Source organism: Dorea sp., assembly GCF_977044405.1.
Map to the genome: position 1 here is coordinate 51,396 of NZ_CDRRQK010000001.1, position 25,544 is coordinate 76,939.

General features: G+C 41.2%; 20 protein-coding genes, 1 tRNA gene and 1 riboswitch. Of the genes, 1 reads left to right on the forward strand and 20 read right to left on the reverse strand.

Annotation, left to right across the window (positions count from 1 at the left end; all coding sequences use genetic code 11):
* Positions 1 to 234: 234 nt before the first annotated feature.
* From ACWJAF_RS00310 to ACWJAF_RS00400, 19 genes are all read right to left on the reverse strand, one after another.
* A complete protein-coding gene (locus tag ACWJAF_RS00310) occupies positions 235 to 2,046 on the reverse strand; it encodes an amino acid ABC transporter ATP-binding/permease protein (protein ID WP_448861622.1) in 1,812 nt (603 codons plus the stop codon).
* Positions 2,047 to 2,102: 56 nt separating this feature from the next.
* Entirely contained in the window at positions 2,103 to 3,836 is a 1,734-nt protein-coding gene (locus tag ACWJAF_RS00315; protein ID WP_448861414.1) for an ABC transporter ATP-binding protein/permease, read from the reverse strand.
* A 9-nt stretch (positions 3,837 to 3,845) separates the two neighbouring features.
* Complete coding sequence (locus ACWJAF_RS00320; protein WP_448861416.1) at positions 3,846 to 4,211, reverse strand: nitrous oxide-stimulated promoter family protein; 366 nt, start codon at positions 4,209 to 4,211, stop codon at positions 3,846 to 3,848.
* Positions 4,212 to 4,222: 11 nt separating this feature from the next.
* Positions 4,223 to 5,038, reverse strand: coding sequence for an ABC transporter ATP-binding protein (locus ACWJAF_RS00325; protein WP_448861624.1), 816 nt, complete (start codon positions 5,036 to 5,038; stop codon positions 4,223 to 4,225).
* A 1-nt stretch (position 5,039) separates the two neighbouring features.
* Entirely contained in the window at positions 5,040 to 6,023 is a 984-nt protein-coding gene (locus tag ACWJAF_RS00330) for a FecCD family ABC transporter permease (protein ID WP_448861418.1), read from the reverse strand.
* Entirely contained in the window at positions 6,020 to 7,051 is a 1,032-nt protein-coding gene (gene isdE, locus ACWJAF_RS00335) for a heme ABC transporter substrate-binding protein IsdE (protein ID WP_448861420.1), read from the reverse strand. The genes ACWJAF_RS00330 and isdE overlap by 4 nt, the downstream gene beginning before the upstream one ends.
* A complete protein-coding gene (locus ACWJAF_RS00340) occupies positions 7,041 to 8,075 on the reverse strand; it encodes a heme-binding Shp domain-containing protein (RefSeq protein ID WP_448861422.1) in 1,035 nt (344 codons plus the stop codon). The genes isdE and ACWJAF_RS00340 overlap by 11 nt, the downstream gene beginning before the upstream one ends.
* Positions 8,076 to 8,078: 3 nt before the next feature.
* Entirely contained in the window at positions 8,079 to 8,942 is an 864-nt protein-coding gene (locus ACWJAF_RS00345; RefSeq protein WP_448861424.1) for a hypothetical protein, read from the reverse strand.
* A gap of 107 nt (positions 8,943 to 9,049) precedes the next feature.
* Positions 9,050 to 10,009, reverse strand: a complete 960-nt coding sequence (locus tag ACWJAF_RS00350; protein WP_448861426.1) for a hypothetical protein — start codon at positions 10,007 to 10,009, stop codon at positions 9,050 to 9,052.
* 169 nt (positions 10,010 to 10,178) lie between these two features.
* The gene (locus ACWJAF_RS00355; protein WP_448861427.1) at positions 10,179 to 10,730 is read right to left on the reverse strand and encodes a hypothetical protein; all 552 of its coding nucleotides are present in this window, start codon (positions 10,728 to 10,730) and stop codon (positions 10,179 to 10,181) included.
* Positions 10,731 to 11,049: 319 nt separating this feature from the next.
* A complete protein-coding gene (locus ACWJAF_RS00360) occupies positions 11,050 to 11,886 on the reverse strand; it encodes a hypothetical protein (RefSeq protein ID WP_448861429.1) in 837 nt (278 codons plus the stop codon).
* A gap of 40 nt (positions 11,887 to 11,926) precedes the next feature.
* Entirely contained in the window at positions 11,927 to 12,736 is an 810-nt protein-coding gene (locus ACWJAF_RS00365; protein WP_296031651.1) for a metal-dependent transcriptional regulator, read from the reverse strand.
* Positions 12,737 to 12,955: 219 nt separating this feature from the next.
* Positions 12,956 to 13,972: a glycosyltransferase family 2 protein gene (locus tag ACWJAF_RS00370; protein WP_296031653.1), complete on the reverse strand. Its 1,017-nt coding sequence runs from the start codon at positions 13,970 to 13,972 to the stop codon at positions 12,956 to 12,958.
* 457 nt (positions 13,973 to 14,429) lie between these two features.
* Positions 14,430 to 16,610, reverse strand: a complete 2,181-nt coding sequence (locus ACWJAF_RS00375; protein ID WP_448861431.1) for a hypothetical protein — start codon at positions 16,608 to 16,610, stop codon at positions 14,430 to 14,432.
* Positions 16,595 to 18,163 (reverse strand): bacterial transcriptional activator domain-containing protein, encoded by a 1,569-nt coding sequence (locus ACWJAF_RS00380; RefSeq protein WP_296092842.1) that lies wholly within the window; start codon positions 18,161 to 18,163, stop codon positions 16,595 to 16,597. Before ACWJAF_RS00380 ends, ACWJAF_RS00375 begins: the two co-directional genes overlap by 16 nt.
* Positions 18,164 to 18,621: 458 nt before the next feature.
* Complete coding sequence (locus ACWJAF_RS00385) at positions 18,622 to 19,869, reverse strand: 6-phosphofructokinase (RefSeq protein WP_296031660.1); 1,248 nt, start codon at positions 19,867 to 19,869, stop codon at positions 18,622 to 18,624.
* Positions 19,870 to 20,236: 367 nt separating this feature from the next.
* On the reverse strand, positions 20,237 to 20,785 hold the full coding sequence (locus tag ACWJAF_RS00390; protein ID WP_448861433.1) for a hypothetical protein: 549 nt from the start codon (positions 20,783 to 20,785) through the stop codon (positions 20,237 to 20,239).
* 24 nt (positions 20,786 to 20,809) lie between these two features.
* On the reverse strand, positions 20,810 to 22,015 hold the full coding sequence (locus ACWJAF_RS00395) for a sirohydrochlorin cobaltochelatase (RefSeq protein ID WP_296031664.1): 1,206 nt from the start codon (positions 22,013 to 22,015) through the stop codon (positions 20,810 to 20,812).
* Between the two features lie 183 nt (positions 22,016 to 22,198).
* Positions 22,199 to 22,387: riboswitch (cobalamin riboswitch) on the reverse strand.
* Positions 22,388 to 22,610: 223 nt separating this feature from the next.
* A tRNA-Arg gene (locus tag ACWJAF_RS00400) sits at positions 22,611 to 22,684 on the reverse strand.
* Positions 22,685 to 22,991: 307 nt separating this feature from the next.
* Here ACWJAF_RS00400 and ACWJAF_RS00405 point away from each other — a divergent pair.
* Complete coding sequence (locus ACWJAF_RS00405; RefSeq protein WP_448861435.1) at positions 22,992 to 23,879, forward strand: pyridoxamine kinase; 888 nt, start codon at positions 22,992 to 22,994, stop codon at positions 23,877 to 23,879.
* A gap of 156 nt (positions 23,880 to 24,035) precedes the next feature.
* Here ACWJAF_RS00405 and ACWJAF_RS00410 read toward each other — a convergent pair whose 3' ends face one another.
* A complete protein-coding gene (locus ACWJAF_RS00410; protein ID WP_448861437.1) occupies positions 24,036 to 25,466 on the reverse strand; it encodes a glycoside hydrolase family 32 protein in 1,431 nt (476 codons plus the stop codon).
* Positions 25,467 to 25,544 lie beyond the last annotated feature (78 nt).

Below are 25,544 nucleotides of genomic sequence, written 5' to 3' on the forward strand. Positions count from 1 at the left end.
AAATGTAATATCTAAAAAACATATATCTTTCGGACTTGCACCAAACGGCATAAGCACCTTTTCCCAGCGCCATATCTAAAAAACATATATCTTTCGGACTTGCTACTGGCTGCTTCTTTCACATACATACGTTACACAGAACCTGTCATTGACAGTTTCTTTCAAATGCATGACAATTCACATAAAAAGAAGGCCATGTACCAATCATACATTGCCTTCTTTTCAACCTTCTTATTATGATATTCTTCCGTTCTCCATCTCATACACCACATCTGCTACATTCATCGTAGATACTCTATGGGATACTAAAACTACCGTCTTTTTCTTTGCCGACTCTTTTAATGATTTCAGTATAATTCCTTCATTTAAGGAATCCAGGTTACTGGTTGGTTCATCCATAAGTATCAGTGGTGCATCATGCAGGAATGCTCTTGCGATTCCGATTCTTTGTTTCTCACCGCCGGACAACGTATCACCGAGTTCTCCGACTTCTGTATCGTATCCTTCCGGGAGTGCCATAATGAACTCATGAATCGATGCTTTTTTCGCCGCTTCCATGATTTCTTCTCTGGTTGCTCCAGGCTTTGCAATTGCAATATTATTTGCAATCGAATCATGGAACAAATGTGTCTCCTGCGTCACATAGCTTTCCATATCTCTTAGATGCTTCGTCGGGATCTTTCTTACGTCTTCTGCATCCACCAGAATGCTTCCTTCGTTCCCATCCCAGAAACGCATCAGAAGTTTTAATAATGTAGATTTTCCAGACCCGCTTGCGCCGTGGATTCCCGTGATTTTTCCAGGTTCCAGCTTAATTGAATAATCATCCAGAATCACTTCGTTATTTCCCGAATCGTTCTGATAAGTAAATGTTACATGCCTTGCTTCCGCACCCGCAAATCCAGATGATAAGGAATCTTTGTCCCTCCTTTGCATCTGTTCTTCACTTCCATTGACGCACGCATTCTTCCCGGTATCTGACGCTTCTATCTCCTCCACCAGCGGAATCTCTTCTAACAGGGACAGGACACGTTCTCCACTTGCCAGTGTCTGATTCAGATTATTAGAAAGATTCGATAATGCAACTACCGGACCAAAGGATCCCATCATTGCAATGGTACAGGTTATAATCCCATCGAATCCCATCGCTCCATTTCCATACAGCCATACTGTCAGCGCCAGCATTCCAAAGGAAGCAAGCAGTATAATCAGATTCGTACAGGACCTTTGTGCCCCTTCTAATCTGCTTAAGGACTCCTGTACCTTTGCAAGATTCTTAAAACGCTCAGACATCTTATCTTTCCGCTTTTCTCCCTGTCCATATTGGATTGTCTCGTCCAGTCCCCGAAGAGAATCCAGTACGAAACTGTTAAGCTCTCCAAAACCGGTTCTGAACTGCATTCCTTTCTCACTTCCGCGGCTTCCGTTCCACATCGGGACTACAACACCAACAATCAGATATGCTGCCAGTGCAAGTACCCCAGCAAGCCAATGATAACTTCCAATAAAAATTACCATAATCCCAGAGGTCAGTGTGGCAATCGCAATTGGAGAAATGGTGTGTGCATAGAACACTTCCAAAAGTTCGATATCAGTTGTAATAATAGAGATCAAGTTTCCTTTGTCCCGTCCTTCCAGCTTCGCCGGGCAGAGCTTTCTCAGTGCCGCAAAGACTTTATGACGAATGATCGCCAGCAGTTTAAATGCTATGAAATGATTACAATACTGCTCGGCATAGTGCAGAATTCCTCTCAGTACTGCTATGACAATCATAATGATTATAATATGCTTCACAGACATACCGCTAAGCCATGTACGCTGTACCACTACCGGAATCCCTGCTACTCCGTCCTGAAGTCCGTGCAGGATAACCTGACCTGCCAGAATCGTAAGGAAGATGGCACATAAGTATCCTGCCGTTCCAAGAACGATTGCTGCCAACATAATATGAAGCAGCGGTTTTACCAGACCGATCAGGCTTCCCATGATCTGAAGGGCACTTCTTCGTTTTCCTTCTGATTTTGCAATTGTATCAGAATGTTTCATCCCGGATGTCTGCGTTTTTTCAGCTTTTTTCATTTTACTTTGTTCCATACCCATCCTTACATGCCCTCCTTCCCATAGTTTTCCAGTGCCATCTGGCTTTTATACAGGTGTTTATAGGCTCCATCTAATTTGATCAGTGTCTGATGGTCGCCTTCTTCTGCTATTTTTCCACCTTTCAGGAAATAAATCTGATCAGAATCTACAACATTTGCCAGTCTGTGCGAAATCAAAAGTACAGTCTTGGTCTTTGCAATCTCATGGATCACATCCATGATCAGTTCTTCACTTTCGATGTCTATATTACTGGTCGCTTCATCGAATATGTAGACTTCTCCGTCCTTTAATAATGCCCTGGCGATCACCAGTCTCTGGCATTGCCCGCCGGACAGGTTGCCGGCTTTTTCCTGAAGCTCTGTCTGCAGTCCATCCTGGGTCTGTAAAAATCCCAGAAGATTCACCTTCTGAAGGACTGCTTCCATCTCTTCTTTTGTCGCATCCGGCTTTGCCATCCTTAAGTTATCTTCTATGGTTCCCTTGAACAGATAACTGTTATGGCGTACCAATATCACATGCTTCATAAGATCTGATTCTGTCACTTCTGAAAGCGGGATCCCTCCTACGGTAATATTCCCGGTATATCCATGATTTTTTGCCGATAAGATTCCGGCAATCGTACTTTTTCCGCATCCGGATTCCCCGACCAGCGATACAAAGCTGCCTGCCGGAAGCTTAAGGCTAATCCCTTTTAATATCTCGCGGTCTTCTTCATAAGAAAAACGTACCTGTTCCAGGGAGATATCCAGTGGACCTTCCGGCAGCGTCTTTTCTCCCATCTCCGGCTCCGGAAGATCCAGAATTTTAAATATCTTATCACTGGCCGCCATGCCATTCATCGCAATATGGAAGAATGACCCAAGCAGACGAAGCGGCAGGAAGAATTCACTTGCCAGAAGGACGATGCATAGTGTTCCGGAAATGGTAATATTTCCCTTTAAAAATTCAGATACTGCAACAGCCATGCCGATTGCAGCTCCACCATATGCCACGATGTCCATGACACTTGTCGAATTCAGCTGCATAGTCAGCACTTTCATCGTAATTCTTCTGAAATTCTGGGATTCTACATCCATCTCATCTGCTTTTTGCTGATCTGCCTGATAAATTTTCAGTGTGGTCAGTCCCTGCAGATTTTCAAGAAATGAATCTCCAAGTCCTGTGTAAATGCTCCAGTATTTATTCAATAATTTCTTCGCAATTTTTTGTACCACTACGATAGATATTGGGATCAGCGGTACACAGATTAATAAGATAACACTCGCTTTTACACTTACTCTGCAAAGAATGATAAATAAAGTCACCGGTGCAATCAGACTGTAGAATAACTGCGGAAGATATTTTCCAAAATAAGTCTCCAGCTGTTCTACTCCTTCTGTCGATACCTGAACAACTTCTGAAGATGATACCTGCTCGCTGTACGATGCCCCAAGCTTTAACATTTTTTCATATATTTTTTCTCTGAGAATCCTTTTTACATCCACACAAGCAAGATAGGACGACCTTGCTCCCATACGCTCACACAGAAACCGGATGATCAATACCACAAGTAATGTAAGAATTGTCCGTTTTACCACTTCCCCCGTTATACTCTGATATAACACCCGTTCTAATAATCCGGCAATGGAAAATACTGCTGCCACCTGGGAAAGTAACGCAATCCACTGCCATAGAATCGTGTACACGATATATTTTTTTGCGTGGGATAAAAGCCCCACCAGTCTTATCTTTATCATCTGCACTCCTTACCGGGATTCCCCATTCTTTTGTTTCTTTTTCTCTTTCCTGCTGCAGATCAGATGCCATACTGCAAAAAATGGATGATACAATAGCATCCTTGGTCCGGAAAAACGCATAACCTCCCGGATCTTCTCCCGCATTTCCGGCTTATAACAATGTACCTTGCAGTTCGCACAGAATGTCTTTTCTTCCATGAACGGACATTTCTGGCTTCTTAATTTTGCATAATCGGAAAGTTCCTGACAGACAGGACACATCCTGCCTGACCTTCCTGTTCCGTGATGTTTCCTGCAATACAGGCGTATCATCTCTTCTACAACGTATTGTTCTTTCTGGCGTTTCTTTTCTGTTTTGTCTGATTTATTTTTCATTTGATTCCCTTTTATACCGCCAGCACAAATTTCCGCCCGTCTATACTGGTTACACCCAGATTGATTCCATACAATTCCCGGATGCTTTCTTCTGTGATCACTTCCTCCGGCGCACCTTCTACCAGAACCTGTCCATCTTTCAGTCCGATAATTCTGTCCGAATATGTAATCGCCTGATTGATATCATGTAATACCATGACAATCGTGATTCCATATTCCTGGTTTAACTTCTTTACAAGCTTAAGAATCTCTATCTGATACCGGATATCCAGATAGGTAGTTGGTTCATCCAGAAACAGGGTCTTTGTTCCCTGTGCAAGCGCCATCGCGATCCACACCCGCTGCCTTTGTCCTCCGGAAAGCCTGCTTACCTCACGGTTCCTGTATTCCGTAAGTCCGGTTACTTCCATCGCCCACTGAATCTTCTCTTCATCTTCCCGGCTGTTTGCCTGCATCATCTTTTTATAAGGCGTACGTCCAAAGCTTATCAGGCTTTCTACCGTAATATCATCCGATGCCGTGTTATACTGCTGGACAATTGCTACCTTTCTGGCAAATTCTTTTAAGTTCAGATTCAATATATTCTTTCCTTTTAAGAATATGTTGCCCTTTGCCGGATAGAGATTCTTCGTCATCAGGGAAAATAATGTCGATTTACCGCATCCATTCGCGCCCATGATCGTTGTAACCTTTCCTTCTTCGATCTGGAAAGATACGCCGTTTAAGATTTTATTTTTCCCATAAAAAAAATGTACATTTTTCACTTTCATAGCCGGAGTCACTTTTTCACCATCTATTTTAATATTTTTCCGGAGGTTCTGTCTCATCTTATCTTCCATATTTTTTCGATCTCCTTAACAGAATAATGAAGAATGGTCCTCCGACCACACTCATGATAATCGATGCTGACACTTCATACGGAGCAGCGATCGTTCGTCCCACAGTATCTGCAAGCAAGAATGTAAATGCTCCAAACAATGCTGAAAATGGTATCAATGCCTTATGATCGGAACCAACCAGTATTCTTCCCACATGCGGCACGATCAGTCCCAGGAAGCTTACAATTCCTGCTACTGCCGTCGAGATACTCGCCAGTAAAACTGCAATCAACGATATGATAATACGCATGACATTGACATTAATTCCCAGACTTCTTGCGGTCTTATCCTCCAGGGTAAGCAGATTGCATGTCCCTGAAAATGCTGCTGCCAGCAGAAGTCCGATCACTACATACGGGATCAGCGTCTTTACATCATCCCATGTTTTCATCGTTATATTTCCATTTACAATGGCTGCCACACCGGACATATTCCCTCCGCTCATGGAGTTCAGTGCACTTGAAAGTCCTGTAAACATAGCATCTACCGCTACACCTACCAGAATAATCCGAAGCGGGCTAAGTCCTCCCTTCCACGACAGACTGTACACCATAATAAATGCTGCCACGCCTCCGAGGAATGCGAAAAACGGAGTAAAGAAAAATAACGTCGGTGCAAATGCCGTAATTAATACCGCTGCAAAACTTGCCCCGCTCGAAATTCCGATAATGCCCGGATCTGCCAGTGGATTTTTCAGAACTGCCTGGAATAATACGCCAGATACCGCTACTGCCGCACCTGCCAGCATCGAGATGATAATTCTTGGAAATCGCAGATCATAGATCGTCGCTACATCCTGATTATATTCTACAAACAATCCCTTTAACAGCTCCTGAAAGCTGATCTTTAAACTTCCGATATTTACCGCTGCAAAGAATAACCCAACCAGAAGTATGAGCATAATTACAAATGCTGCTATCCTTTTTTCTTTCATATTCCCTCCTGCGTTTCTGTTTTATCTACATCACTTTCCGGATACAGGATCCCCTGCAGTTCTTCCAATGCATCCTGATATTTAAAATTAGCACTCATTCCAAAGCTTCCATAAGATAAGTCATATACTCTTTTGTTCTTCACTGCTTCAAAATGCTGCCAGATGTCATTTTCCGCAAAGTCTTTTTCGAACATTTCCATAACCTGATCCGGAAGTGCGTGTGCAGTTCTCAAGATAATATCCGGCTCTTTTGTCTTCATATCTTCTGTATTAACGTTCAGGAACTCCTGATCTGAATCTGGATAGACATTTTCCCCTCCGGCAAGCTCTACCAGACTTCCTACGTACGAATTCGGAGTGGCAATAACATAAGATCCCGGAAGGCCCATAAGAATCATGACTTTTGGCTTTTCCTGGTCTTTGCTCTTCTTTTTATATTCTTTATAGAACTTCGTAAACTTGTCTACCTCTTTCTGTGCCTGCTCTTCTCTGTCGAAGATTTCTCCTAATTCCTGAATCGATCGGTACATCCCCTGCACACTTCTTAAGTTTAAAAATGCCCAGTCGGTACCGATTGCTTCGTATTTTGGCTGAAGATCACTTTGCAGCGAGATTGGACTTAAGATCCAGTCCGGATCCAGAGATGCCACAACTTCCATGTCCGGACTCATCGCGGTTCCTACCGTCGTTGCATCTTTATAGCGTTTCGGAATCGTTGATACGGAGCTTTCACATACTCCGGTCAGATCAAGTTCCAGTTTGTCACAGATCTCTGCAACTGCAGGTGAGGTAGCGATGATCTTCGGATCACCACCCGATTCCTGCACCTTCTTTTTCGCTGTTTCTACGGCCTTCTTTTCCTGTGGGTCATCGATTTCCAGAGATATCGTATCATCTGTCTGAACATCTGCACTGCTTTCCTGCTTTTTCAGTTCTTTTTGGTTCTGGTTCACACATGCAGTCAGCGAAGTCAGGGCTGTGGCTGTAAGCAGCACTGCCATTCCCCGTTTCCACCATCTATTCATCATCGTCTTCTGCGCCTCCCCATCTTCTCCAGTTTCTGCGGAAGAAATATACGATTGCCGCAACGGCACCGATCAGGATCAGACCACAGAGCACAACTGCCAGTGCCACCTGGAATATCCGGCTTCCTGTCCCTGACTTATTCGCTGTATCTGTATCCGCATCTTCCGCCGTTGAAAGACTTAATCCTTCTGCTGTATTCAGACTGGAGTCTCCCGATGTGTTTCCCGCAGCTTTAGCGGCTTCAGAAACACTGCTTTTCAGTCCCGAAGTGCCTGTTTTCACATTTTCTGAAGCAGATGCCTCTGCCTTTGCTGTTCCGGTTGTTTTTGACCCGGATGAGGTAATTCCTGACGCTGTGCCTCCTGTCGTCTGGCCACTTCCGCTTAATGCTTCCGCAGATGTACCACCGGATACTGTGCCAGATTCCGTCTGGCCGCCTGTACTGTTATTTTCCTCATATCCCGAAGCTTCTGTCACCATCGTGGCATTCATATCTGTATTGTTACCTTCCGCATAATCACTTGGATATGCATAGTAGATAACGGTACGGTCCATTGCCGTTACATACATGGAGATTCTCACAATGCTGTTTTCACTTGGTACCTGCATACAGATATCGGCTGTCGAACCATTGCCATCCGTGCCATTCCCCGTCACACCCATCGCCGGGGTCTGCCAGCCGGAGTCTCCGACATTTTGCACCTTAAAATCCAGTCCGCTCGTATAATCCATCATACTCATGCGGATTGTCAGATAATATTCCCCACTGTCTGTTACTTCCAGAATTCCATTGGAATAGATACAGGTCTCTGCCATTCCCTGTCCGGTTGCATAGGAAGCTTCCCCACCGGAATCCTCGATTACTCCGGTTACCGGATGTGCATAACACCGGTTCACCGCACAGGTATATACCGTTCCACTTGCCGCATAACTTTTTACCGCAAGTCCTCCGGTTCCGAGTATCAATACCGCTGCCACCGCCAGAAACCGGTGCCAGACGGATCTTTTTGCTTTCCTTTCCTTCATACTCTACTCTCCCATATCTTTTTTCTGTCTCTTTTTCTTCAGGAAAACTAATGCCAGACATACCACACTCGACACCATCGCTGCCATCCAGACTCCGTAATTTCCTGTATCCCCTGTTTTTACACTGGCTGTTTTTAAGCTGCTGCCAGTCTTATTAGCTGACGCAAGACTTCCGGAGGTACTGCCTAATTTGCTTCCCCCAAGAGTGCTGCTCCCAAGCTTACCAGATCCCAGCGTATTACTTCCAAATGTATTCTTTTTTAACGTGTTGCTAATACCGTTTGCCGCATTCTGATTGCCGTTCCCGCTGTTATTATTGTTGTTATTTCCACTGTTTCCATTATTTTTATTATCTGTATCGCTTTTTTTACTTGTGTATGTAATGGTAAATGTGGTCGTTCCCGTATAATTTCCCGGTGCAGCAGCTTTTATCTCATCTCCCCGGATCGTCAATGTGCCGGACAGACTTTTTGTAATCTTTTCCTCGTCCTTCAGATCAGACAGTACGATCTCCTGATTGCCAAAATCATTTTCAAATTTCAGCGTATTCGTCCCGGAATTTAATATCCCTCCTTCCGGTGCTGATACCGTCAGGATTCCGGTTTTATCTTTTACATCGATATCAATACTGTAATTCTGAATCTGATCATTTTCAGAATCCAGCGCACCAAAGTTCGCTGCAGACGGGATCGACATAATATAGGATGGCTCCTCGATATAATGCGCAACATTTGCTGTTATCACGGTTTTTTGTTCGCTTTTCTGCCTATTTGTTTCCTGGGCACAGACCGGCTGTGTAACCAGAAGACATCCTGTTACTCCTGCCAGAATTAATATATTTGATTTTCTTTTTTGTCTTCTTTTCATTTAGAATTTCTCCAAAATAACAAGAATCCTCCGGGAACATATAACTAACTATGAACGGAGGATTCCTGATTTATTTATTATTCAGTTATTCCAGCCTGTACTTCTCTTTATTTTCCAGCATATGAGATTGTAAAGGTTGTTGTGCCTGTATAATTTCCTGCTGTTGCAGCTTTTACAGCTTCTGCCGATACACTCAGTTCTCCTGAAAGCTTTCCACCTGTGGTGTCTTCTGTAATCTGCTGTGTTCCAAAGCTGTTCGCAAATGCAAGTTTGTTGCTTCCACTTGTGAGCTCTCCGGCTGCCGGAGTTGTTACAGATAACGTACCATTGAGGTCAGTTGCTGTTACTGTTACGTCATATTTTACTTTGTTATCTTTGTCTCTGCTTAATGTTCCCATTGCTGCGCTTTCTGGTACGGTTACTGTGTAAGCCGGCTCTGAGATTTTCTTTTCTACGTTTGCAGTAATCTCCATGTCCTTGGAATCTGTTGTTGTATTGCCTGTGTCTGATCCGGAATTTTTCTTTGTCAGGTCTGTTACTTTTGCATAGAAATTCTGTGTTGTATTCATTACGATATTGACATATGCAGATGTTGCAATTCCATCTTCAAAGCTGTCTACTGCGGAACGAGGCAGATCAACGGTTACAGCCTGTGTTGTAAGTTCATCCCCTGCCTTGATTCCAAACATCTTTCCCTCTGTATCAAATGTTTTTACTGCTTTTGTAGTGAGATCTGATTCTCCTGTATAAGCAGCTCCGTCAACTGTCATAACTACATCTTTGATAGTTCCGTCAGCTCCCTGATCCGCAAAGCTAGGAACCGGATATGCTACATAAAAAGTAAGTTCTGCTGTGTCATCTGATAATGTAACATCTGCTTCATGCGCAAAGATGGAATCACACATACTTGTCTGAGTCGCATCTTCACCTTTCATAAAATGAATCGTTCCTGTATATGCCCCATTCTCATAATCTGCTGATGTGTTGTCTGCTGCAAATGCTGTACTGCACATGCCTGCTACAAGTGCTGCTGATAAAATAACTCCTGAAATCTTTCTTAATCTCATTCTATTTAGCCTCCCTGGTTTTTAATTATTATATAAACTCCTGACTTCCACAGAATCTGAGCGCGCCTTCAAATCTGTCTGTGTGATTCTGGAATTTTATATCGGTTTTCATTTGTATTACTTTTATTTTTATGAATTTTATTTTTTTGCTGTTCTGTAATACTTTGCTTTATACCACCTTTAACGTGCAGTTCACTTCCGCACCGTTTTTCGGCGTCATCTTTTCATCCGCACTGCATGTTGCATATTTTACTGTCAGTGGATATTCACCTGCCATCAGTTCCCTGTTCAGTGTGATATGGTAAATGTGCTGTCCCGGCTTTATCTTTTTTGATGTGTAAATGGTCTCGTCTGTATCCGGCAGATAGAACGATATTTCAAAATATACTTCGTTCTCCTCCGGGTTCATAAGTTCTACATCTACATCTTTACTTCCGGATGCCACAGTAATTGTCTTGTATCCCGGTATCTGAATTCCTTTTTCTGTACTGGCATTCTGACCTTCACTTTCCGGCTTTGTCTGCTCTTCTTCAAATGCAGTGTCGTAATTGGTTACTTCTTTTGGCTGCATACGGTTATATATAATCCCGGCTGCGATGACTGCTGCCAGACCGATTCCGGCTACGATCAGTTTTCTTTTTTTCCGGTTTTTTTGTTCTGTAGTTGTCTGTATGTTTACTGTCTGTGTTGTTTCTGGTTGTATCTGTTCTTTATCACTCATCTTATCATCCCTTTGTTTTACGGTTAGTTGCTTCCAACTTTTTTTGACACCAATGATATAACATACCATTTCAAACTCCGTCAATGAATTTTCCCGTTTTTCTTTTTGCATTTAATGCAATAAAAAAACAGGAAAACACGGGATTTTCTTTTTCTTAAAATGCAAAAAATTGCGTTATCTAAAAAGTCAAATTCTCGTATTTTCCTGTATTTACAAGGTTTTTTCTGATTTTTCCGTTTTTGTATATACTCTTGTTATTTCTATTTTTTAAGTCGTTTTTTGTTTTGATAACTTTTCTCAACAATTCTTTTCAACACTACTATAACCAGAACAGCAATAGTGCTGTACTCTCCGGCATATGCTGTCTTCCCACACTGCTTGTTACCGTGACCGGTACTTTTGCCACGATACTCCCCCCCTGATAATAGTGTATTTCACAGGCCGATATCGGAATATAGATTCTTCCTTCTTCAGACCTTGCAACAATCAATCTGCTGTTATCCTCATACCTAAGTGTGTCCAGATATCCTATTCTTTCTTTACCGTCCAATCTTGATTTTGCCGTTAAAGCTTTTACTCTCAATACCAGATATGGTGTATCTTCTTCCCATACAATCTCTGCTCTTTCTTCAAATCCATGCATCGCCATGGATAATGAAGCCGTATCCGGCCGGCGGTTCAGTCTGTAGATTCCGTATTTTACCTGATAATTTCCATAACGTTTGATATTGTATATTACATCTTCGTTTAACTGTTTCTTCCTGCTGATTACAACACTCTTTTTCTGCTCGTAATCCTTCAGCATCAGTTCCAGCATATAGAGATCCACATTTTCAAGCATATTTCCCAATGTTTCCTTCACCGAATCTTCTGTTCCCCCAATATCTGTTAAATATCTTTCTAATCTTGTGAGCAGATTCTTATAACGTTCAATCCAGACTCTCCCGGCTTTTGTAAATGTAAGATCTTCCCCCAGATATCCCTGTTCCATACAGGTTTTATAAAAGCGGTATACGGTCGATGCATTTACCCCGCAGATCTTTGCCACTTCTCCCTGTGCTCCTTTTTTCTTCTCCAGTTTATCAAGCTCCAGCACATACTGGATCTGTGCCATCGTCGGTTGATTTTTTCTCTTAAGATGTGCGCCCTTTTCCATGTGAACTTCCTTCTCCTGTTGTTCTTTCTTTTATTCTCTATTACCATATATGTATGTTCACTTCCCGGCAGTCAATCGTTACCGGCTCCTGTTCAAACGGAGTAATCGCAATAAGCGCCTCAGCTTCCGTCACTGGCACTTTCACATTTTTCATATAAGAAAATATATCTGTTGGCAGATAAAAAGCATTTTCCTCTTTTTTTGCCTGAACCCATCCCGTGCTCCTGCGGTACCAGATAACTCCTGGATCCATATCCTCTTTTGCCTTTAATACAAACCAGCTGATACCTTTTTCAATTTTTAATATTCCCTTGCTTTGGAATTTTTCATCTTCCCCGGCCAGCAATCTTGGATTTCTTCGTTCCGGCTGATAGATACCAAGCAGGATTTCAAATGTTCCTTCTCCAAATACATTGTACATATCCATCCCCTTATAACTGCGGTCATATACATCTCCGTATTTTAAGAATCCATCTATCCCTTCCAGTGCCTTCTGGCTGATCACATGTTCAATCCTGCACGCATCCTCCTGGGCCTCTTCCTGTTCCATTCCACTGACCATCTGGAAAAATTGTGTCAATTTTTCATGTCGTTCGAGGCAATCCATGCCTTCCATTTTTCCTAATTCTGTCAGAATCAGTCTTCCTGTTTTTTTCTCTTCTTCCACATATCCTGACAACTTCAATTCCCTTACCAACGCATTGGTCTCCCGCATGGAAAAACCTTTTTCTGTGGCATATTCTGCCACTGTCAATTCTTCGCCCTGCCGGTAGATCTGATAAAGATGTTCCAGAAGATCCTCTCTTTTTTCTTTCTGGTTGTCTACTTCTGATGCTTTTCTTCTCCCCATAATCTGCCTCCGATTTTACATATTTTCAGACATACTTTAGTTAGTTTAAACTTACTTCTCTGTATTATATCCACGATATTTTTCTTTTGTCAACCGGATGAAAGCAAAATATACCGTAAAGTCGGACATATAGATTTCTGAAATGATATTTCAGATACACTCCAACCTTTTCTTTCAAGGGGTGTCTTTTTATTTATTCTGCTTTACAAGAATTTTCTACTAATTAAATCCAATCAGACGTCTTGCAACTGTATATGCAAGTGATGATATCTTACGACCGGATTTTCCAGGAATATTCATTGTCTGTCCGAGAATTCCATAACGGATTCTCATGAAACTTCTTAAATCTTTCTTCTTCAAATACTGCCAGAGTTCCTTCTTCTTCGCCAGATTCTCTTTATCTTTTGAACGGATACACAGAATAGAAGATACCGTCATCATAATCGCAAGGTAATTCAACATATATTGTCTTAACTTCTTACTTCCGATATCTTTGATCTGGTACATATCGATCATTGTCTTCGTAACAAAGATCTGCTGATCCAGTCTCTTAATCATGACTTTTTCATTCACCGACTGATCTTCTCTTCCGATAAAGTAACGGTAAAGATCCACATCCATATAATAGATCTTACGCACATGTGGCAATGGATAATATACATAGATGTTATCTACATAAAATGTATGCTTTGGCAGTTGCAGCTGAATCAGCTTCAGCATATCCGTACGATAGATAACAGAATGCATCAGGATATACTGATCCAGATGGAAATGTCCCATATCATCCCAGCGGAAAATCTCATCCTGTGGCAGTACATTACGGTAGTGAATGACTTTTTTATGCGTTGCTCCAACCTTTTCATATACATAGTTAGCAATCAGCATGTCCAGTTCTACTTCATCCTCTTCCATATGACGTAAAACATCTAATATTTTATGAAGTGCCTCTTCATCTACCCAGTCATCACTATCTACAACTTTAAAATACTTTCCTGTTGCATGTGTAAGTCCTGAGTTTACGGCATCTCCATGTCCACCGTTTTCCTTATCCACAACTTTTATGATTGTTGGATATTTTTCCATATATTCATGAGCAATCTCTGATGTTCTGTCTTTTGATCCGTCATTTACGATAATGATCTCTACATCTTCTCCACCTGGAAGAATGCTTTCTATCGCATGCGCCATATAATCCTGCGAATTATAGCACGGAATGGCAAAAGAAATATATTTCATTCTTTTTTCTCCTCTTTCTTTAAACTTGACTTCTTTTTAGTATAATCCATTTCGCGCTATTTTCCAACAAAATCTTTGTAAACCCCCTTGTTCACAATTTGTTCATTTATCTTTCAAAATTCCTTCACTTCTTTAACATTCTTTCTTCATAGGTATTGCCTATACTATAACCATCAGATAAATACAAAAGACGTTATCTAGTATGTAAATACTATTTGGAATAAACTTTTTCATAATACATGCCGGGAATTGCGGAAGCGGTTACCCGGCATCCTCCCTTCCTAAAGGATTTTTTTGAGGATGTTTTTCATCCTTTTCACTACCTGCTTTTGCAAGATGCATTAGCATTTATCATGAATTTTATCAGGGCTGCCTCGGCAGCCCTCTTTTTTACCAGCATATATTCTCAAAGAACTGCCTGTGACAGATTCTTATGACAATTCCTGCACATTCCAATCTACTTTCTAAATTTTTTCATGAGATTTTTCAAGTATTCCTTTTTCCGGTATCCAATTATACAAACAGTGCTTCCTATCACCAAAGCACCTGTTATCTTCCATAAAAGATATCCACCTTCTGTCTCTTTTTCATCATTGATATCCCCTTTTGAGACATCTTTATCTCCATCTTTTCCACCGAAAAATGTCCGTTTTACAGGGTCTATGATTTTTTGCAGTATGGATTTTTCCGCCCCGATCCGAAAGCTTACTCTTGAAACAGTTTCATTTTGTGCCAGATCTTTTGCCCGTACTTCAATTTCATATTCTTTTTCTTCATCCAGTTTGCATTCATAACTGTCTGTGTTCTTCTTTTTTAATTTTTGTTCCTTTCCATTAATCTTTACTGCTTCTATATAATCTTCTTTTTTCTCTGTCTGTATCTTCACTGTCCGCTCTTTTTCGTATGTTTCACCCTCTGCTACATTTTCAAACCGGATTACCGGTGGTGTATGGTCTATGACAAACTTTGCTTTTGCCTCACCTGTATTTCCTGCTGCATCTTCTGCGCTTACACGCAAGGTATGGGTTCCTTCTTTTTCGATCTTTTCTCCCGGCTTATACAGTTCATCATCTAACTGCATCAGATATGTATAACTGGTAAAATCCTGTATCCATTCTCCGGACTCGTACTGCCACTGGAACTCCTTCATATATTTTCCATCCAGTTCTTCTACATGCATGATGACCGGATTATCTTTGTCTATGATCACCTGCTTTTCCGTCTTACTTTGATTTCCGGCCATGTCTTCTGCCAGAACCTGAAGCTTATAGATTCCGTTTTTTGACAGTGTCTGGCTGCCTGACTTTTCTTTTCCATTCTCTTCCCATTTTGTGATATTCTGCTGTGTGGTATTCCCTTTTTCATCTTCGTGACTGGTTCCTGCCTGTAATTCTTTCATACGGTTTTCTTCTTTTGCACGGTATATAACATTCACCGGTTTACTCGTAATCAGATAGTCCTGAATTCCTTCTATTGTAGTTACCGGCAGCTTCTTATCAAGACAAACCCGGTCCGCCAGCTCCGTACGGTTTCCTGCATGGTCTGTTACGATTACATGAACCAATACTCCTTGTCCGCTATTTGCCTCTTCTGTAATCTGAAACTGTGCTGTAGAATTTTCCGTCCGTCCAACCAATTTATCCCCTATCTTGCACTGTATCTCTGCAATCTGGCTTCCTCTCGCACCATCATCTGCCTCTACCGATAACGGTACATCCTCCGGATACCATGCCCGGAATCCTTGTGGAACACTTATCTTTACTTTTGGATTCAGCATATCCATATCGAATTCCTGTCTGCTTTCCGATTCTCCTATCACCTGTCCATTCGCATCTTCCATCCACACTTCCAGAATATTCTTTCCTTCCATAAAGCGGTCCGAAACACTGCATTCTGTTCCTGCTTTATCTAATATCCCTTCCTGTTTATCTCCAACTCCGTTCACTGTCCGGTATTTTGTAATGCCATTCGGACTTATATGCTTAAGACTGACCTGTGGTTTTTTTATATAATATCCGTTTTTTCCATCCGGCTCATTATACGATATCTGATATAGTTCTACTTCTTCTACTTGTTTGATAATTTCATTCGAAACAAAGGTAAAATCATTATCATCTTCTTCATTCTCTTCTTCATCTGCTTCTTGATCTTGATTTTTATCTGTTTCTTCTATATCCTCTCTATCGTTTTTCTCATCATCTTTTTCTTTCTCTGTTTCATCTTCTTTTTTCTCATTATCTTTTTCTTTCTCTGTTTCACCTTCTTTTTTCTTATCTTCCGGTTCTTCCCCACTTCCATTCTCTTTCTTATCTATCGCATCACCTGCATTTGTTTCTTCTTTTTCATCGATTTCTTCCCGTCCCATTATTCTTATTTTTTTATTCTTTTTTTCTACATTCTTTTGCTTTGCTTTTTTATTTTCTATGTCTTTTATAGTCCTCTTTTTACCTTCTGCCTGTGCCTGATCTGCTGTTTTCTGTTGTCTGTTCTGCGTCTTTCCTGTATTATTCTTTTTTGCCGATGTATTTTTTGCGAATACTTCTGTTGCTTCCCCCAGATGCGCGCCCATCTTCAGACTTGTTCCTGTCATAACTACCAGTAACATAATGATGATATATCTTTTTATCTTCCTACCCATACTTCTTCACCTTCTCTTCGAATCTCATATTCTTTCTGTAGTTTTTTAAATTCTTCTGTCTCTGATAATCCCGGATACTCTGTCAAATATCCTTTTATCACCTGTGCACATTCTTCTCTGCTGATGGATGTATCTGCACACAGTATTCTGATATGAAGTAATTTCAGTTCTTCCGATTCCTTCAGTTCATTCATTCCCTGTCTGCATATCTCTCCTGCCATATCTTTCCGTCCACTTTTTTCATACAATAACACCATTTTTTTGTACAACTGCTCACGCAATTTTGAATCCGGTTCCAATTGCAGCAGATCTGTATAGACTTCTGCCGCTTTTTCTCTTTCTCCTTTTTTCTCATATGCTGCTGCCTCGTACTTTCTTAATTCTTTCTCCGCTTCTTTATCAAGATGCTTATTAGCCATTCCATTATTGCCCTGTTCTTTATTCACCAACCGTAGGACTTCATCTGCGCCTTTTTTCCCGTTCATAAGTCCATATCCTCTTATCAGACATCTCAGATATTTCACCTGCAGCTCTTTTTTCTCCGGTTTGTTATCTGCTAACCAGTTTTCTAACTCCTGCATTCCTTTTTGGTATCTTGTTCCGCTTACAGTCATCTCATGTTCTTTGTAAGATGCAATCAGTATCCCCAGATTTTCTGCTATTTTGCTATCTTTCATTTTTTTCAGATATTTCATGCTCTTATCTGCATCCCCCACATCCAGGAAATATGCCATTGCAAGCTCTATATATGCCTGATCCGGATTATTGTTTCCGGTAGACCTGCCTGCCCCTCCTATTCCTTTACCGGCATTCTTTCCCGTCTTCTGATCAGTTTTTTCCACCAATACCTTACTTACTTGTACACTTTTTCTCCTTTCCAGCGTCTGCCAGAAAAGATATCCACCCGCCAGTAATACGAGACTGCCTATTATGCACAATTTCTTCAGAGATTTTCTCTTCCGTGATGAATTCTGTCTTTTTTCTTTCTCTTTATATGTTGGAATTTGTTTTTGAATATCTGATATACTTGAATAATTGGAAGACTGGTTTCCCAGTGCTTTTGATATTATTTTCTTCAGACGGATCTCTTCCCGTCTGCTAAGATGCGGCTCTGGTTCTGTAGAAGCCAGAATATACTGAAATGTTCTCCCTAACCCATAAATATCCAGTTCCATACTGGCATGCTGGTAGTATTTTTCATCTGACGGAAGGAAATATTCCCTGATATCTCTTCTTTGCATAAAGCGGATATGTTCCTTTCCATCTTCTGATTTCATATCCAGATAATAAATCCTTCCGTCATCTGCCCGGATCATACTATAGGGATTCACATACTGATAACAGGGATTCCCCCTGCAACGGTGAATCAATTCCAGCTGTCTGGTAATCTCTCTTAATATCTCATATAATTCTGATTTTTCCAGCGCCGGGTGATATTTTAAATATTTTACAAGTGTTTTCCCCTCTACATTTTCTGAACTGATATAACAGCTTTTTCCATGTTCGATCAACCGCAATACATCATAACTTGTTTTCTTCGATACTTCTGTCATGCTACCACCTCTATATTTTCCATATAATCCATCCTTTCTTCATCTTCGAATGACTATATCCTGTTGCCATATGTATCACAAACGCTCTGTTTGCTTTTTCTGCAATCCATCTACCATCGTAGAGGAACGAGAATCCTTGCTATATTTTGTTAAATCAGTTTCATTGTTACGGGATGTTTATTGATTTGTTAATAGATTCTATTTTGAATATATAAAGTAAGCCTATATTACTTGATACTTTTCAAAAAAACAAGAGACTTTTTAAGAATCGCAAAATCTTGTGAAAACTGCCAGTATTAATATGTATCTAAAAATGCTTTCCGCAAGATATATGACACACTCTGACCTTCCTGCATAATTTGTCAAAAAAATTCATCCGTAAGTTCTTGTCAGGCAGCTTTTCCAGCCGTCTGCATTTTGGAACATTACGGATGAATCTTTTACTTTTCTATCATTTCTTATCTGTGACTTAATTCCTTCGGTGTATACAGATGTCTCGGGATTCCATCTACCATAACCGGTGATACATCTCCCTGGATCAGCGGACGTACATAAGAGATAAATTCACTTGTTACATAGGTTCCTTCTTTATTCACCCAGCTTCTTGGCACAAGTTTTTCATCATTGGCAATCTTGTGCACATCTTTAACCTCTGTTCCACACTGATATGGATCATCTGAGAGACGTTTTAATACAACCATCTTGCCTGTATCGCCCTCATCTGCTGCTTTTACTGCTGCTCCACCTACCTGATATGCTTCCAGGATATCTACCCTGGATGCTGCATGAGACGCTGCTCTTTGCAGTGTGCTTAATTCAATCGCACGTGTCTTACAGCCGATCTCACCTGCAATATAACTTGCCAGATAAGATGCCGTTCCCGACAACTGCTTATGTCCAAATGCATCTACAAAGTCAATGCTGTTCCCCAGTTCACATACATAGGTCCCATCTGCCGTTCTGATACCTTCTGATACCGCAACTACAATCGATGTCTTCTCCTGCAGCAGCTGTTTGATCTTTTCCCCAAATAACTGCAGATCAAACGGAAGCTCTGGCAGATAGATCAGGTCAGGTCCCTCACAGTCTTCCCCTTTTGACAGTGCTGCGGCTCCTGTCAGCCATCCTGCATTACGTCCCATGATCTCTACGATAGATACCACACCTTTTTCGTACTCCAGACAGAAACTGTCACGGATGATCTCTTTCATGGATGTACCGATATACTTTGCTGCGCTTCCATATCCCGGTGTGTGATCGGTCAGTGCCAGATCATTATCAATGGTCTTCGGGCATCCGATAAAACGGATTGCATGTCCGAATACAATCGCATAATCGGATAATTTCTTGATTGTATCCATGGAATCATTTCCACCAATATAAATAAATGCCTCGATATCCAGTTTGTCCAGGATTTCAAATATCTTATCATATACTTCCCTGTTCTCATGGATTTCCGGAAGTTTGTACCGGCATGATCCTAAGAATGCAGCCGGTGTCCGTTTTAATAATTCTGCATCCAGTTCTGTCTTGATATGATCCGAAAGATCAATATATTTTTCCTTTAATAATCCCTGAATTCCATGAAGCATTCCATATACTTTCTTTGCCCCACGGTCTTTTGCTGTCCGGTATACACCGGCAAGACTTGCATTGATTGCTGCTGTTGGTCCCCCAGATTGTCCTACAATTACATTTCCTTTCATTCACTTGTTTCCTTCCTGTTTTATTCACGCCCCATGTTACGGTTCTCTTAAAATTTTCAATTCGGAAATTTCTTACCGGAAGAACTGTAACTGCTTTCGTCGTTAATATAATATTAGTGTATTTCCACATAAAAGTCTAGCTTTTATTTGTTTTTTTATGCATTTTTACTATTTTATATTAAGATGTCTACATCCAGAGACTCCGACATCATCACTTCTTCCGAACGCATGACGACAATAAAAAACTCTTACTTCCCATCTTTTGTAATCTCTACATTATATGAGAAATAAGAGTTTTTATTCATATTTTACTTATCTTAAAGCGTGTCTTAAACAGGTTTTCTACAAGACGTATGACACAATTCGTTTATTCAGCTTTTACAGGATTGGTTACACTTACTTTGTGATCGTACCAGACTCCTTTGGTTCCGATCAGCGCCAGATCAAATTCTTCATCTAATGCCGGAACAGGAACATCGAATCCATAGACTTCTTCTGTCGTTCCATCACTGTATGTAACTTCATCTGTAGTTGGCTCTAAAAGCTCTGCGCCTTTTTTCTGAGCTTCCTTTGCTGTACCAGGGAACAGATTCACAATATGCTTTGATACAAGACTAACGTGTATTGTCATCTTCCCGTCTTCTACCGTCAATGTGCCTTTTCCTTCGTTCGCTTCATTTACATGAAACATCGAACTGTCCGTGTTAAACTCTGCAGTATAAGTTCCATCCTCGATCGGAGCTTTTTTCTGTTCCTGATCTTCTGACTTTTCTTCTTTTGCATCCGCTTTCTGCTGTTCTGTCTTTGCTGATGCGGTGTCTGATTTACTGCTTTCGCTCTTACCTGCACATCCTGTAAATACCGTTGCTGTCATTACTGTTGACAAAATAACTGCCATTAATCTCTTTTTCAACATTGCTATCTCCCTTAATTATCCTTTTTACTGAGCATCCATAGCTGCTTTTGTATGAGCTACATATAACTGCTGGATTGCTTCAATCTCACCAAGTCCGGCGATCTGAGTCTTCACGCTGTCGAAGTTCTTAGATGCTTCGAACTGGCTCTTCCATGAATCATCGTCATCTCCAGCCATATCATTGTTCGCATGATCTCCTGCTACAACCATCAGCGGACGGAGGATTACGTTCTTATATCCTGCTTCTTTTACTTTTTCAATTACCGATTCGCAGGAAGTCTCTTCCGGCTCACCTTCTACAGTTCCGATAAATACATTCTTATATCCAAGCTGCTCCATCTGTGCCTGCATCTGGGAGTAGCTGATTTTTGCGGTATGAGATGTTCCATGTCCCATGAATACGAATGCTGTGCTGTCTTCCGCAGCTGCATCAAGACTGTCATACTCTGCTGTCTTAACTGCTTCTGCTGTGATTGCTTCTGCTACGGCTGCTTTATCTGCATTAATAGCAGTTGCATCAGCTCCTACTTCTCCAAGAAGCGGCTCTGCAATCTTTACAGATTCGAATTTGTCTTTATAGTTGTTAACTGCTTCTGTTAACTCATCATATTCGGCACCATGCATCAAATGTGTCGGCTGTACGACCAGTTCTTTTACACCGTTCTTTACAGCTCTTTCCAGTGCCTGATCCATATTATCAATCTTCTCATCATCTCTTGCCTGCACATGGTTGATAATGATCTGAGCTGTAAATGCTCTTCTTACTGACCAGTCCGGATTTGCTGCCTGAAGAGCTTTTTCTATTCCTCCGATATCAGCTGCACGGCTTGCATTGAAAGAAGTTCCAAAACTTACTACCAGAAGCTCTTTCTCTCCGATATTATCTTCATTTAACGGATCATCTGCTGACGCATCTCCGGTATCTCTTCCAAAGTAATCCGGATCTGCATTTTCACCTTCTACCAGTTCTTTCTGTGCATCTGTCAATTTGTCCCACGCCTCTTTTGCTTCTTTACACTGTTCATCTGTCTTATCATTTCTTTCCTGCACATAGATTGCATCTATCTTCTTTGCGACCTCATCTGCAGCTTTCTGATCATCATCTTTTGATGATTCTTCTGTAGTTTTTTTGCTGCTACTGTCAGAGCTTTCTGTCTTACTTCCACATCCTCCGAGCGCTGATACGCACATCGCTGCTGTCAGTAATAATACTACTAGTTTCTTTTTCATGCTTTCTACCTCCTGGTTCTGATTGTCGAGCAGTACAATCCCTGCGGCTCACTTTTTATATAAAAAAAGCCTCCGCCAGAAAACGAAGACAACGAAAACAAACTGTTAAATCTTTAAAAATTAAATAAACTAACAGTTTTCTATCCATTTCGTACTGCCAATTCCTCGTGGCCTGAACTTATCGTTCCTGTACTGCGAAAGGCAGGTCTCCCGGCTTATTGCTCGAACGCTTCTGCTTCCTTCCCGGTATTCCAGTGGAAATATTGCTTCTGCTCGCAAAATACGGTGACGAGTTCGTACAGGATTCTCACCTGTTTCCCTTTTCACCAGTCCAGATCATATCTGACTGACACCTCACACAATCTTAATATTTATTTGCTCTTTGTTACCTTAGCACAGTCAGATACATTCTGTCAACATATTCACACCGCACCTCACTACGAACCTTCTCTTTATGTTACTATTCACACGTTATGCAAACAGTAACCTCTTTATTCCAATTCATACGTTGTGCAAACACCGCTTCCTCTTTCAAATATAGAAACACAGTAAAAAACCCTCGCCCGACTTAATTGTCAAACAAGGGTTTCTCATACGTGCGCGAGAAGATTCGAACTCCCGACCTTCTGGTCCGTAGCCAGACGCTCTATCCAGCTGAGCTACGCGCACATATTATTTATTTGCTTCAGTTGTTTGTGTACCTCAGCAACGAAATTAAGTATAGCGCATCATTTTCAATCTGTCAACACATATTTTAAATTTTTTTATATTTTTTCAAATTAACTTTTCCAGACACATTCCAGTCCCCATTTTTTCTTATTAATTATTCGCTTTCTTTGTGATAAAGCCACTGTTTGCCGGGCGTATGAACAGTAATATAAATCCTGTGGCTTGTCTTTCTTTTTTACGTCTGGACTTTTCTTTCTGATTTTTATAATGCTATAATTAAATCATTCTAAAACACGAGGACTTACACATGACCAGAAAAATTGCCGTAATCAATGACTTATCCGGTCTTGGCCGCTGTTCCCTGACGGCTGCCATCTCCGTATTATCATCCATGGGCGTCCAGCCCTGTCCACTTCCGACTGCTATTTTAAGTTCCCAGACGGAATATCCGAGCTATTATAGCTATGATTTTACCGGTAAGATGGATCATTTCCGTCAGGAGTGGAAAAAGCTTGAAACAGAGTTTTCAGGGATTTATACCGGCTATACCGCAAGCGTAGCACAGATCGAGCAGATTTTCCGTTTTTTAGATACATTTCAGAAAAACAATACCTTTCTCGTCGTAGATCCTGTTATGGGTGATGACGGGCTTACTTATGATATGTATACCGGTGAACTTCTCGCTGCCATGAAGCAGCTTGTTACCCGCGCAGACGTTATTACCCCGAATCTCACCGAATTCTGTCTTCTGACGGATACGGACTATGCCGATTTTCAAAATCCGCTTCTCTCTATCCGGGATATCACAGAAAAACTACAGACAGCCAGTCAGAAGCTGCCCGCGGGACATCCTGCAAAAATCATCATTACAGGCATTCATTTTACAGACAAGGAGCAGGGAACTTCTGTCCATAAGATTGGAAATCTTCTATTAGATCATACGGATGCAGATACTTATGTGCCGCCTGTTCTTTCTGCCTTCCCGTGCTGCAAAGGCAGTTATTCCGGAACCGGGGATCTGTTTGCTTCCTGCATTACCGGCGGACTTGCCCGTGGACAGGAACTTTCGGAGATCATACACATTGCCGGACGATTTCTTGAAAAAGCTTTGATTGATTCTGTTTCAGAAGATGTACCCGTGAATGAAGGCGTTAATTTTGAGAAATATCTGTATATGTTACATCCGTGTGTCTGAAAATGTTCTCTGTAAATGTTGAACCATTATACAGAGAATCTGTCACCAACATCTTCTTCCGAACACATAATGATATAAAAAAACATCACTATATCCGCTTATTCCTTCCTCTCCCGGAATTCTTCAGGCGTCATATAGTGATGTTTTTATATAATCTTACGAAATACTTGCGAATGTAATCTGTGCCCCGTTTGCTTCTGCCTGCACTTTATACTCTTCCGGATAGTATCTTGTGGAGAATACATACTCTCCTTCATTTACAAATACTTCTACCGAAGATGCGTCTGCCAGAATCTTCAGGTTCTTCACTTCTTCAACTTCCACATATCTCAAGCTTCTTCCTGCAGATAGCGAAGTCTTCTTCTGGCTTGTAAAATGCATCTGGAATTTCCCGTCTTTGTAATCCAGAATCAGTTCGTCCGAAAGTATAACTTTGAACTGGTTACCGGATATGTTCTTTATATCCATCTCATATACTGCATAGCCGTCTACACTCAGCATATCTTTGCCTTTACTTACCAGCTTCTTCTTTTCTTCCAGCTCTCTTACCGGACGCTGGCAGATCTTACCGTCTTTTTCGAAGATTTCACGTGGAAATGTAAAGCAGTGCTGCCATCCTGTCTGGATCGTCGGATTCGTATATTCTTCGCAGTCCGGCATTCCCATCCAGCTTATGTGAATTCTTCTTCCATCCTCAGTCTCAAAGCTCTGTGGTGCATAATAATCAAATCCGTAATCCCATAAGTAATAATCCGATAACTTATATTCTCCGAGAATGTCTCCTTCTACTTCAAAATATCCGGACTGATATACATTTCGGTCATTCCACACGCCGCCTTCTAGTCCCTGTACAGATGTAGAAAGAATCTTTTTATCTCCAATTTCAAAATAATCCGGGCACTCCCACATATAACCAAATGGTTTTTCGGATTCTACGCGGCTTTTGAACTTCCAGTTTACTTTATCCTCAGACTCAAACACAAGCACCTGTCCTACATCTTCATTGGTTCTTGCACCCTGTACCATATAATAGGTATCATTTTCTTTCCATACTTTTGGATCCCTTACATGACAGGTCAGATTGTCCGGATAGTCTGAATTTCTCATCAATTCTTTTTTGTTTCCAAATGTCTTACCGTCTTCTGTCACTACAAGAACAGTGTTGCCCTCACGTCCGTTTCTGATGTAATCGTAATCCCCGTCTTCTAATTTGACATTTCCTGTATAATACAGATACATTTTCCCATCTTCGATAAATGCGGATCCGGAATATACCCCGTGGCAGTCAAATGGCTGGTCAGGATAAAGTGCATTGCCCTGATACTCCCAGTCGATCATATTCGTACTGGTGTAATGCCCCCACATCTTTACGCCGCCTTCCGGATTGAATGGTGAATACTGGAAGAATGCATGATAGATTCCCTGAAACTGACAGAGTCCGTTTGGATCGTTCAGCCAGCCAACCGGCGGCATCAGATGTAGTTTTTCGCGGAACTTTCTATCTGATGCGGATAATTCTTCTTTTGCCTTCTGATTCTTCTCTGCTATATCTACTAATTTTACCAGATCTCTTGTTAATGCGTTCATAATCCTATCGTCTCCATCTATTTTATTATGTTATTTTTATGCTGCTTTTGTATCTTGTGATGTACCTGGATTACTCCA

What these genes read in the sequence shown, in the direction of transcription:
- ACWJAF_RS00375 (WP_448861431.1), bottom strand. Translation starts at nt 16,610, where the DNA reads ATGGGTAGGAAGATAAAAAGATATATCATCATTATGTTACTGGTAGTT.
- ACWJAF_RS00355 (WP_448861427.1), bottom strand. Translation starts at nt 10,730, where the DNA reads ATGAGTGATAAAGAACAGATACAACCAGAAACAACACAGACAGTAAAC.
- ACWJAF_RS00330 (WP_448861418.1), bottom strand. Translation starts at nt 6,023, where the DNA reads ATGAAAGAAAAAAGGATAGCAGCATTTGTAATTATGCTCATACTTCTG.
- ACWJAF_RS00310 (WP_448861622.1), bottom strand. Translation starts at nt 2,046, where the DNA reads ATGAAACATTCTGATACAATTGCAAAATCAGAAGGAAAACGAAGAAGT.
- ACWJAF_RS00395 (WP_296031664.1), bottom strand. Translation starts at nt 22,015, where the DNA reads ATGAAAAAGAAACTAGTAGTATTATTACTGACAGCAGCGATGTGCGTA.
- ACWJAF_RS00350 (WP_448861426.1), bottom strand. Translation starts at nt 10,009, where the DNA reads ATGAGATTAAGAAAGATTTCAGGAGTTATTTTATCAGCAGCACTTGTA.
- ACWJAF_RS00410 (WP_448861437.1), bottom strand. Translation starts at nt 25,466, where the DNA reads ATGAACGCATTAACAAGAGATCTGGTAAAATTAGTAGATATAGCAGAG.
- ACWJAF_RS00320 (WP_448861416.1), bottom strand. Translation starts at nt 4,211, where the DNA reads ATGAAAAATAAATCAGACAAAACAGAAAAGAAACGCCAGAAAGAACAA.
- ACWJAF_RS00360 (WP_448861429.1), bottom strand. Translation starts at nt 11,886, where the DNA reads ATGGAAAAGGGCGCACATCTTAAGAGAAAAAATCAACCGACGATGGCA.
- ACWJAF_RS00380 (WP_296092842.1), bottom strand. Translation starts at nt 18,163, where the DNA reads ATGACAGAAGTATCGAAGAAAACAAGTTATGATGTATTGCGGTTGATC.
- ACWJAF_RS00385 (WP_296031660.1), bottom strand. Translation starts at nt 19,869, where the DNA reads ATGAAAGGAAATGTAATTGTAGGACAATCTGGGGGACCAACAGCAGCA.
- ACWJAF_RS00405 (WP_448861435.1), top strand. Translation starts at nt 22,992, where the DNA reads ATGACCAGAAAAATTGCCGTAATCAATGACTTATCCGGTCTTGGCCGC.
- ACWJAF_RS00390 (WP_448861433.1), bottom strand. Translation starts at nt 20,785, where the DNA reads ATGTTGAAAAAGAGATTAATGGCAGTTATTTTGTCAACAGTAATGACA.
- ACWJAF_RS00370 (WP_296031653.1), bottom strand. Translation starts at nt 13,972, where the DNA reads ATGAAATATATTTCTTTTGCCATTCCGTGCTATAATTCGCAGGATTAT.
- isdE (WP_448861420.1), bottom strand. Translation starts at nt 7,051, where the DNA reads ATGATGAATAGATGGTGGAAACGGGGAATGGCAGTGCTGCTTACAGCC.
- ACWJAF_RS00365 (WP_296031651.1), bottom strand. Translation starts at nt 12,736, where the DNA reads ATGGGGAGAAGAAAAGCATCAGAAGTAGACAACCAGAAAGAAAAAAGA.
- ACWJAF_RS00315 (WP_448861414.1), bottom strand. Translation starts at nt 3,836, where the DNA reads ATGATAAAGATAAGACTGGTGGGGCTTTTATCCCACGCAAAAAAATAT.
- ACWJAF_RS00340 (WP_448861422.1), bottom strand. Translation starts at nt 8,075, where the DNA reads ATGAAGGAAAGGAAAGCAAAAAGATCCGTCTGGCACCGGTTTCTGGCG.
- ACWJAF_RS00325 (WP_448861624.1), bottom strand. Translation starts at nt 5,038, where the DNA reads ATGAGACAGAACCTCCGGAAAAATATTAAAATAGATGGTGAAAAAGTG.
- ACWJAF_RS00345 (WP_448861424.1), bottom strand. Translation starts at nt 8,942, where the DNA reads ATGAAAAGAAGACAAAAAAGAAAATCAAATATATTAATTCTGGCAGGA.